9 protein-coding genes are annotated in these 9,740 nt (G+C 74.1%); 5 read left to right on the top strand and 4 right to left on the bottom strand.

What is annotated here, in order from left to right; translation table 11 throughout:
- Positions 1-23 precede the first annotated feature (23 nt).
- On the top strand, positions 24-1,481 hold the full coding sequence (locus ABZV94_RS37660; RefSeq protein ID WP_356348874.1) for an aromatic amino acid lyase: 1,458 nt from the start codon (positions 24-26) through the stop codon (positions 1,479-1,481).
- A 226-nt stretch (positions 1,482-1,707) separates the two neighbouring features.
- Here the strand turns inward: ABZV94_RS37660 and ABZV94_RS37655 are convergent, their stop codons facing one another.
- Positions 1,708-2,163, bottom strand: coding sequence for a TerB family tellurite resistance protein (locus ABZV94_RS37655; RefSeq protein ID WP_356348872.1), 456 nt, complete (start codon positions 2,161-2,163; stop codon positions 1,708-1,710).
- A 193-nt stretch (positions 2,164-2,356) separates the two neighbouring features.
- Here ABZV94_RS37655 and ABZV94_RS37650 point away from each other — a divergent pair, with 193 nt between their 5' ends.
- The 3 genes from ABZV94_RS37650 to tatA all read left to right on the top strand — a co-directional run bounded on the left by ABZV94_RS37650 (position 2,357) and on the right by tatA (position 5,854).
- On the top strand, positions 2,357-2,725 hold the full coding sequence (locus tag ABZV94_RS37650) for a metalloregulator ArsR/SmtB family transcription factor (protein WP_356348869.1): 369 nt from the start codon (positions 2,357-2,359) through the stop codon (positions 2,723-2,725).
- Positions 2,715-5,549: an HAD-IC family P-type ATPase gene (locus ABZV94_RS37645; protein WP_356348867.1), complete on the top strand. Its 2,835-nt coding sequence runs from the start codon at positions 2,715-2,717 to the stop codon at positions 5,547-5,549. The genes ABZV94_RS37650 and ABZV94_RS37645 overlap by 11 nt, the downstream gene beginning before the upstream one ends.
- Positions 5,550-5,674: 125 nt before the next feature.
- Positions 5,675-5,854 (top strand): Sec-independent protein translocase subunit TatA, encoded by a 180-nt coding sequence (gene tatA, locus ABZV94_RS37640; RefSeq protein WP_356348865.1) that lies wholly within the window; start codon positions 5,675-5,677, stop codon positions 5,852-5,854.
- Positions 5,855-5,878: 24 nt separating this feature from the next.
- Here the strand turns inward: tatA and ABZV94_RS37635 are convergent, their stop codons facing one another.
- From ABZV94_RS37635 to ABZV94_RS37625, 3 genes are all read right to left on the bottom strand, one after another.
- Complete coding sequence (locus ABZV94_RS37635) at positions 5,879-6,871, bottom strand: sporulation protein (protein ID WP_356348862.1); 993 nt, start codon at positions 6,869-6,871, stop codon at positions 5,879-5,881.
- A 294-nt stretch (positions 6,872-7,165) separates the two neighbouring features.
- Entirely contained in the window at positions 7,166-7,615 is a 450-nt protein-coding gene (locus ABZV94_RS37630) for a DUF6114 domain-containing protein (RefSeq protein WP_356348860.1), read from the bottom strand.
- A 5-nt stretch (positions 7,616-7,620) separates the two neighbouring features.
- Complete coding sequence (locus ABZV94_RS37625) at positions 7,621-8,319, bottom strand: DUF6230 family protein (RefSeq protein ID WP_356348857.1); 699 nt, start codon at positions 8,317-8,319, stop codon at positions 7,621-7,623.
- Positions 8,320-8,964: 645 nt separating this feature from the next.
- On the opposite strand from ABZV94_RS37625, the gene ABZV94_RS37620 reads away from it, so the two are divergent.
- The gene (locus ABZV94_RS37620; protein ID WP_356348855.1) at positions 8,965-9,615 is read left to right on the top strand and encodes a Tat pathway signal sequence domain protein; all 651 of its coding nucleotides are present in this window, start codon (positions 8,965-8,967) and stop codon (positions 9,613-9,615) included.
- The last annotated feature ends 125 nt before the right edge of the window (positions 9,616-9,740 follow it).

Raw genomic sequence — 9,740 nt, 5'->3', positions numbered from 1 at the left:
TCGAACACGGCGCCCTGTAGCGTGTGCGCCGAGAGAGTGAGACGGCCGACCGGATCGCCGCCACCGGCCGCTGGTACGGCCGGGGCACCGGCGTCGGCGCGCACCGCTCGGTCGCCGTCGACCCGGCCGAGGAGACCGCGCACGGCCTGCGTCTGCTGCGCAGCCACGCGGGCGGCGCCGGTCCGCTGCTGCCGGCCCGCACGGTTCGCGCGATGCTCGCGATCCGCGCCAACCAGCTCCTCGCCGGCGGCTCCGGCATCCACCCCTCCTTCGTCACCGCCCTCATCGACGCCCTCCGTCTCGGCGTGCACCCTGCGGTCAACGAGTACGGCGGCGTGGGCACCGGCGACCTGACGGCCCTGGCCCAGACGGGCCTGGCCCTCCTCGGCGAACGCCCTTGGCTGACACCGGACGACTCACCGGCCCCGCCTCCCCCGCCTCGCGCGGACGGAACCGTGCCGGTGGGGGAGCGGTCGACTTCCGGCGGCGGGGACGCGGACCGGACCACCGGTGAACTGCCCGCCCCGGTCACCCTGCGGGCCGGCGACGCCCTCGCGCTGCTCAGCAGCAACGCCCTCGCCCTCGCGCAGGCCGCCCTCGCCGGGCACGAGACCGAGCTGCTGCTGCGCGCCACGCACGTGGTCGCGGCCCTGTCCCTCGCCGCCGTGTCGGGCTCCCCCGAGGCGTACGCCGCGCCGGTGCACGCCCTGCGGCCCTACCCCGGCCCGGCCCGCGCCGCCGCCGAGGTCCGGCGCCTGCTCGGCCTGCCCGACGACCCGTCGGCGCGTGGGGAGAACGCATCGCCCGCAGCGCACCGGCGTATCCAGGACCCGTACGGATTCCGCGCGTTCCCGCAGGTGCACGGCGCCGCCCTGGACGCCTCGGCCACGCTGCGCCGGATCGTCGAGACCGAGATCAACTGCCCCTCGGAGAATCCCGTCCTCACCCCGGACGGTCACCTCTACCACCACGGAGGCTTCTTCGCCGCCCCACTGGCGCTGGCACTGGACGCCCTGAACCTCGCCCTGCTGAAGACCGCGCAGCTCTCCGCCGCCCGGCTGTCCGCGCTGAGCCGCCCCGACCTCACCGGCCTGCCCGCCTTTCTCGCCACCGGCCCGGCCGGCAGCTCCGGCACGATGATTTTGGAGTACACGGCCAACTCGGCGCTCGCCGAGCTGCGTTCCAGCGCCGCCGCACCGGCGTCGGCCGGGCACGCCGTCCTCTCCCACGGCCTGGAGGAGGCCGCCGGCTTCGCCGGTCAGGCGGCCCGCCAGACGGAGCGGGCCCGAGCCGCCTACGCCACCGTCCTCGCCTGCGAGCTGGTGTCCGCCGTCCGGGCCCTGCGCCTCCACCCGGAACCGCCGGCCCCGGCCGCCCTCACCCTCGCCGCCGCCACGCTGCCCACCGGCCTGGAGGACCGCCCGCTGACCGCGGACATCGAGGCGGCGACGGAACTGCTGCCCCGCCTCGCCGAGTTGTGAGCGCGGGGGTGGCTGGTGCCGGCGTGGCGGGCGCCGACGAAGCGGGCGCGGGCGTGTGAGCGAGGCGGCGTGAGCGGGGTGGCGTGACCGGGGCGGTGTCGAGCGTGAAAGCGGTCCGCGTCGTTCCGTGCGGGTGCGGGTGCGGGTGCGGGCGCGGGCGCCCGCGTGGACGAGGGCACGGCCGAGGCCGTAGCACGTGCCCTCGTCCACGCGCTCCGTGCGAGGCTCAGAGGTCGAACTCGTGCGGCGGCAGGTCCAGCGCGTAGCACGCCTCACGCACCACGGCCTGCTCGTCCTTGTCGAAGTCGCCGTCCGCGCCGCCGATGACGATGCCGATCTGGATGACGGCCCGCGCCTCGGCGGGCTTCTTCTTCGCCTTGGAGATCTCCTGGAGCACGCTCACCTTGCCGAAGGCGAAGTCCGCCGTCAGCTTGTTCAGGTTCTCCTCGAAGCGCCGGCGGAGGTCGTCCGCCGGGAAGTTCTGCAAGACCTCGTTGGTGGAGATGAGCTGGGCCACCCGCTGCCGCTCCGAGGGATCCACCGTCCCGTCGGCGGCGGCCACCAGCGCGCACATCGCCATGCTCGCATCGCGGAACGCGCCGCTCTTCAGGTCGTTCTTCTTCGCCACCAACTGCGTCTGCATCTGCGACGCGGACTCCTTGATGCGGTCCCACAGGGCCATGCGCACTCCTCGATATCGTCCGCCGGGTGCTTCCGGGCATCCCGACGGTAACTTCTACAGCAACGTAGAAACTAACGGGGCGGCCGGGAAGTTCCGGAGTTCTACACTGAGTCCGCTGACACGGCGGGCACAGCCGGAACACAGCGACGGACCCACGACGAACCCACGACGAACCCAGCGGAGGAAGGCGACAGTGGCGACAGCGCCCGGCACCGGCCACCAGGACCCCTCCGCCGAGGTGCTCGCCGAGGCGGCCGCCGCCTTCGGGCTGCTCGCCGCGCCCGCCCGGCTGCACATCGTGTGGGCACTGACCCAGGGCGAGAGCGACGTGACCGGTCTCGCGGAGCGCGTGGGCGGTGCCCTGCCCGCCGTCAGCCAGCACCTGACCAAGCTCAAACTCGCCGGCCTCGTCCGCTCCCGCCGCGAGGGCCGCCGCCAGGTCTACTTCGTCGACACCGCCGGACAGGCCGCCGTGGTCGACGTCGTCCGCCTCCTCGTCGGCCGCCTCGCCGAGCGGGAGGCACCCGCCGCCGTCCCGGCCCGTCGGCTCCGTGGCCTCTGATCCCGGGACCGGTACCGTCCTCCAGGAGCTGCGGCGCCTGGACACCGGCCCGCGCGGGCTCACCGACGCGGAGGCCGCCGCCCGGCTCGCCGCACTCGGTGAGAACACCCCGCCCCGCCCGCACTCCTCTTCCTGGCCGGTCCGCCTGCTGCGCGGTCCGCGCGACCCCTTCACCGCCGTCCTGTCCGTCCTCGGTCTGGTCTCGGCGTGCGTCGCCTCCTGGGGCACCGCCACCGTGATCCTCGCGCTGGTCGCCGTCGCCTGTGTGCTGCGCGCGGCCGGTGAGCGCCGGGCGGACCGAGCCCTGGCGGCCCTGGGCGAGCTGGTCACCGGTACGGCCACCGTGCTGCGCCGCACCGACGACACCGCCGCGCCGCACGCCCGCGAGGTGCCGGTGGCCGACCTCGTACCCGGCGACGTCGTCCTACTCGGCCCCGGCGACCTCGTCCCCGCCGACCTGCGACTGCTGCGGGCCCGCGGGCTGACCGTCCGCCAGGCCGCCCTCACCGGCGAGTCCGCGCCCGTGCCCAAGACCGCCGCCGACCTGCCCGACCCGCTGGCGGAAGCCGAGTCCCACCTGTGCTTCCAGGGCAGCGCGGTGGTCGCGGGCAGCGCCACGGCGGTCGTCGTCGCGACCGGGACGCGCACCCGGTTCGCCGCCGTCCAACGGGCCCCGGACCGCCGCGAGCCGAGCGCCTTCGACCGGTCCGTGCACGGCATCGCCTGGGCCCTGGTCCGGTTCGCGCTGCTCACCCCGCCGCTGGTCCTCATGGCCGGCGCCGCGCTGCGCGGCCGGGGTCTCCAGACCCTGCCGTTCGCCGTCGCGGTGGCCGTCGGGCTCACCCCCGAGATGCTCCCGGTCGTCGTCACCACCTGTCTGGCCCGGGGCGCCGCCCTGCTGGCCCGCACCCACCACGTCGTCGTCCGACGGCTGCCCGCCCTGCACGACCTCGGCGCGATCGACGTGCTGTGCGTCGACAAGACCGGCACCCTCACCCAGGACCGGCCCGTCCTCGCCCGCTCACTGGGACCCGACGGCCGGGACGACCCCGAGCCGCTGCACTGGGCCGCCATCGCCGCCTGGTGGACCCTCCAGCTCGCCGAACTGCCCCACCCGGACGCCCTCGACGAAGCCCTGCTGGAGGCCGCCGACGAGGCCGCCGACGAGGCCGCCGACGAGGGCGCCACCGGTCGGGCGACGCCGGGGACCGGAGCCGTCGGTGAGGAGTACGACGGTCTCGCCGCCCTGCCCGTAGGCTCCGGCCGGCGTCTCGCCACCGCGGTCGTCGCAGGCCCGCTCGGCCGGCACGTCCTGATCACCAAGGGCGCCCCCGAGGACGTCCTGGACCGGTGCGACCTGCCGCCCGGCGAACGGGAGCGGCTGCTCGGCCTGGCCGCGCGCGAGGCGGCGGCCGGACAGCGCGTGCTCGCCGTCGCCACCGTGGAACGGGCCGCACGCACCCGCACCCGCCCCTACACCGCCGCCGACGAACGCGGTCTCACCTTCCGCGGCCTGGTCACGTTCCGCGAGGAACTCACCCCCGGCGCCGCCGAGTCGCTGCGCGCCCTCACCGGTCTCGGCGTCACCGTGCACGTCCTCACCGGCGACCACCCCGCCACCGCGACCCGCGCCTGCCACGACCTGGGACTGGCACCGGCAGCGGTACGGGTCGCCGGAGCCCGAGGGGAACCGGCCCCGGCGGACACCGGCGCGGCAGAACCCGTGCGGGCGGACCGCCTCCCGGCTGAGCCCGCCGGCACCGAGCGGGTCCGGGCCGAAGGAGTCCGAGCCGAGCGGGTCCGGGAAGGCGCACTCGTCGCTGAACCCATCCAAGCCGAGGACGTCCCGGCCCAACCCGACGTGGCGAAGGGCGTCCCGGCCGAACCCCCGGCGGCCGACTCCCGCGCGGTCGGTTCCTCCCAGACCGAACCCGGCCCCTCCGGAAGCGTCCCGCCCGGCACCACCCTCGTCGTCGCCCGTTGCACCCCGGAGGACAAGGCGCGCATCGTGGCCGGGCTGCGTGCGGCCGGGCACACCGTCGGCTTCCTCGGTGACGGTGTCAACGACGTGCCCGCCCTGCTCGCCGCCGATGTCGGCCTGGCACCCCGGGGAGCCGCGGCCGTGGCCCGGGAGAGCGCAGACGTGGTGCTGGCCGCGAAGGACCTCAGCGCCGTCTCGCACGCCGTCACCGCCGGACGGCACAGCAGTGCCAACATCGCCTCCTATCTCCGCGTCACGCTCTCCTCCAACCTCGGCAACGTCCTCGCGATGCTCGCCGCCGGACTGCTGCTGCCCTTCCTGCCGATGCTCCCGGTCCAGGTGCTCGTGCAGAACCTGTGCTTCGACGCCGCCCAGCTCGCCTTCGCCCACGACCGCCCCGACGCGCGGGCACTGCGCCTGCCGACCGCGCTGCGGCCCCCCTCCCTCCTGCGGTTCATCACCGGCTTCGGCCTCCTCAACGCCGTCGCCGACCTCGCCACCTTCGGCGTCCTCGCGCTCGGACCGCACGGCCCCGACGCGCTGGAGGACCGGGCCGTGTTCCACTCGGCCTGGTTCGCCGAGAACCTGCTCACCCAGGCCCTCGCCATGCTGCTGCTGCGCGGCGGCCGTCGGGCGGCGCGGGCCGGGCGGCCCGGCCCGGTCGGCTGGGCGGCGGCCCTGCTCGCCGCCGTCGCCCTGGCCCTGCCCGCCGGTCCGCTGGGCGCCGCGCTCGGCATGACCGCGCTGCCCGCCGCGTGCCATCTCCCGCTCGCCGCCGTCCTCGCCCTGTACGCCCTGGCCCTCAGGGCGGCGAAGGCCCGCCACGACCGGCGTGTGGCGTAGGCGCGGTACCACCGTCCGTCCGGGGGCGGGTGCCGCTGTCCCGCCCTCGGACCGGGTTGTACAGTTGCGCAACGTAGCAAGCGTCGCCGCAAGGTGAGACCAGCGAGACAAAGAAGGGGGCGGTCATGCTCCGCAACGGACTTGAGCCCTGGCATCTGCTGATCGTCGCGATCGTGTTCCTCCTGCTGTTCGGGTCCCGGAAGCTGCCCGACACCGCCCGTGCGCTGGGCAAGTCCATGCGCATCCTCAAGAGCGAGGCCAAGGCGATGAAGGAGGAGGACGGCACGCCGGGTTCCGCCGGCTGAGCGGCCCCCTCTTCCACCGCTCTCCTAGCCTTCGTCGCCCTCGTCGTCGTCTCCCTCGAAGAAGTCCCCGATCTCGTCCACGACTTCCGCGGCCACCATGCCGCCCACGACGCCCACGGCGAGGCCCGCCGCGCCGGCGGCGACGGCCGTGCCCAGGCCCGGGCCGGAGCGGTGGGTGTCGGAGAAGTGGTGACCGGGCTCGTGCGCGCCGCCGTGGCCGTACGCCGCATGGCTGCCGTAGGCGTCGCGGTGCTCGGTAACCTGGCGGATCCAGCCGTCCACCTCTCTGTGCCAGTCGAGGGTCGGCGCGTCCTCGTGGCGCACGGTGAAGCGGGTCAGGGCGTCGTGTCCCGATGACCAGGATCCGCCGCGCTTGTCCGCCTCCAGGACCACCTCGACGCCCGTGGGGGAGGCGAGGAAGGTCAGCTCGATCTCGTTCACCGCGTGCGCGTACTGGGGCGCCGGGGTCAGCTCGATCTCCTGGTAGAACGGCAACCGCTGGCCCGTACCGCCGATGCGGCCGTACTCCAGGTCGGCCGAGCGGAAGCCGAAGCCCAGTGCGCCGAGGGCCTCCAGCACGGCCTCCTGCACCGGCAGGGGCCGGACGGCGAGCGGATCCAGGTCGCCCTTGTCCCGGGCGCCGGCCACCGCGACCTCGGTGCGCACGCCCAGCACGATGCCCAGCGGCTGCCCGTACAGCTCGGTCACCGGGGTCTCCCAGGGGAGCGGGACACTGAACGGCAGCTCGCGTTCCTCCTGCTCACCGAGCCGGAAACCGCCGCCGACGGTGAACCGCTCGAAGGCGACCGCGCCCTCGCTCTCGCCCTCCGCGTGCTCCGCCTCCACACGGGCGATCAGCTCCAGGCCGATGTGCTCGATCTCCACGGCCGTCGCGCCGCCCCGCAGCAGCACCCGGCCCGTCAGGGTGCCGCCGGGCAGCGCGGCGCCGTCGTCCAGCACCGTGTCCACGGAGGGGCCGCCGACCCCGATCGCGCCCAGCAGCCTCTTGAACACCATGCCATGGCTCCTTCGTTCATCTCGTCACCCGGACGGCTCTCCACCGCCGTCCGGCTGCCCGATGAACTCCCGGCAAGGGCAAAGAAGTTCCCAAGTCACCTGTTCGGGGGACCCCGGGCTTGTGATCCGGCCCGGCACGGCCTCCTCCGCGCCGGGAACCAAGGAGGCGACGGCAGCCCCGGCGGCGTCAACCCGGTGCCAACGACGGCCCGGCACCCCAGGACCGCACCGGCTCGGCACCCCAGGACCGCACCCCAGGACCGCACCGAGCCCGCGCGTCACCGCCCGGGCGGCTCAGACGGTGCCCGTCCCCTCCGGCGTCAGGGCGCGGGCCTCGGCCCGTGCCTGCTTGCGGCGTGTGCGCCGGCTGACGCGTGGTTCCTGGTCCGGGAGCCAGCCGAAGGCGAGGCAGCTGCCGGTGGCGCCGAGGAGCAGCCCGATGAAGAAGCCGCCCAGGTTGGAGGTGAGCCAGCTGCCCAGGGAGAGCAGGATGCCGGTGATGGAGTAGAAGAGCCGCTGGGAGGGGTTGAAGATGATCAGCAGGCCCAGCAGCACCATGAGGGTCGGCAGCAGATAGCCGGCCAGGCCCTGCATGCCGATGTGCAGCACGACCTTCAGCGAGGCCTTCTCGGTGAGCAGGATCTCGCCGCCGCCGAGGGCGAGCAGCAGCCCGCCCCAGAACGGCCGGCGGGCCCGCCATCCGCGGAAGGCGAGCCTCGGTCCGGGACGTGGACGGTCCGGCACGGCGATCAGCAACCCGAGTCGCTGAAGCGGAGCTTGAGCCCGGGCAGTTTGAACACGCCAGCGGTGGTCGCGTAGTTGGTCTGCCGCAGGTGCGCGATGCGCACGGTGTCGGCCTGCTGGCTGAAGACGCCGATCGGGCCCTTCACGCCCGCCTTGGTCAGCGTGCTGGCGTCGTTGCCGATCTCGATGTTGTTGAACGCCGCGTCGCCCGACAGCTCGGTGGAGTCGGTGGTCAGGTCGGTCGCGCTGACCTTCTCGGACCCGCCGCCCGCCGTGATCAGCAGGTTGGTGCCGCCCAGGTCGACGCTCTGGCACAGCTTGGTGAGCGTGGCGTGCTTGATCGCGGAGGTGACGATGAGCACCTGGCCGCCGGTGTCCCCGGCGTTCGGGCTGCCCTCCGCCATGTTGTCGAGCCCGCCGAACTGCTCGAACCCGGTGCCGTTGAGTTCCGTGGCGGTGACCGTGAACGGCATGCCGGAGATGGCGAACTGCACACCCAGCGCCCCCTGCGCGGTGAGGACCGCGAGTCCGGCGGCGACCAGGGTGGCGGGTACCGCCATCACGGCGGCCCGGCGGGCGCGGACTCGGCCGCGTCTGCCGCCGCCGGCGGTGGTCCCGGCGGCGTTCCGGGCTTCGGGCGGGGTGTCGCTTCCCGGGGTGTCGGGGGTGTTGCCGGCGGACGGGACGTCCGGGGACGTGGCCATGTCTGCTCCCATGGGCGCGGATCAATGCGGGTTGGGCTTCAGTGGCGCGGTGTCCTGGCGCGGACAGCGGATGCCGCGCACGCCTCCTCGCAACTCCCGGCGAGCGCAAGGGCTTTCTCGTTACGCGGCAGTAGCCTTCGAGGAAGTTACCGCCGGTTACATTCAGGGGTCAAGGGAGATGTGAAAAAAGGGTGTCGGATGTGCGCGGCCCGCAGCCACCCTGGTTCAACTGCCTTTCAACCACTTGACCCTGACGGTTGATCAGGTCTACAACTTCCCCTGTTTCCACGGATCCGTGGCGCCGGATCCAGCAAGCGGCACCCGCCGCGTCAGGCGTGGCACCCGCCGCGTCCCCCTTGCGGCACCGGCCGCGTTCCCGGCCCTGTCACGGCAACCGCTCCACCTCGCAGTGCGGCTCCGGCACGGTCACCTCACTCTCCCTCTCCGTGCCCGGCCGCCCCCGTGCCCGGCCCGGCCGGAGGTCTTCCCCCGAGGCCTTCGGCCGGTGCCCGGTGTGCCGCCGTCGCGGGTCCGCCGCGTACGGAGAAGGCGTGACGGCCCCGCGCCGGCGGCATCGCCCCGTACCGATCGCCACCCCCCACCTCACCTCATCTGTCCCCCCACATCACAAAGAGAGGCACCCGCATGCGTAAGCGCTCCCTCCTCGCTCTGGCCGGAACCGCCACGGCGCTCGCCCTCACGTGGGCCACCCCGGCCTCCGCCGCCGGCCCGGTCCTCACCACCGGCAGCACCGGCGGCACCGCGGTCGCCGTCGGCGACACCCTCACCGCGCCGCTGGCCTCCGGCAGCTCCGCCACCTTCTACTCCAGCGCGACCGGCACCAGCGGGATCAAGTGCACCGGCTCGCAGTTCACGGCCCAGGTCACCGGCAACCCGACCGCACCCGGCACGGCCACCGAGTCCGTCACCGGGCACACCTTCGACAGCAGCACCTGCACCAGCAACGTCGTCGGTGTCCTCGGTGTCAACGGCATCACCATCAACAACCTGCCCTACTCGGCGACGATCACCTCGGACGGCACCCTCACCGTCTCGCCCGCGAGCGGCTCCGTCATCCAGGCCACCGTCCAGCTGCGCACCCTGCTGGGCACCGTGACCTGCGTGTACCAGGCGCCCAGCCTGACCGGCAAGGCCGACAACGCCGACAGCAGCATCGCCTTCACCAACCAGCAGTTCACCAAGACCTCCGGCTCGTCGCTGTGCTTCGCCAACGGCTACTTCACGGCCAAGTACGCGCCCGTGACCGACGCGGGAGCCCGGGTCTACGTCAACTGACCGACGTGTCGAGGGCTTCAGCGTCGACGCGGACGCCGTAGCCGCACAGTGAGGGCGGCGCCCCCGGTGAGCAGCAGCACCGCGGCGGCGCCGCCCGCCAGCAGCGGCGCCGAAGGGCCCGAGCC

The organism is Streptomyces sp. NPDC004658, from assembly GCF_040609555.1.
In the GTDB taxonomy this organism is placed as follows: Bacteria; Actinomycetota; Actinomycetes; order Streptomycetales; family Streptomycetaceae; genus Streptomyces.
This window is presented reverse-complemented; position numbering and strand designations above follow the sequence as displayed.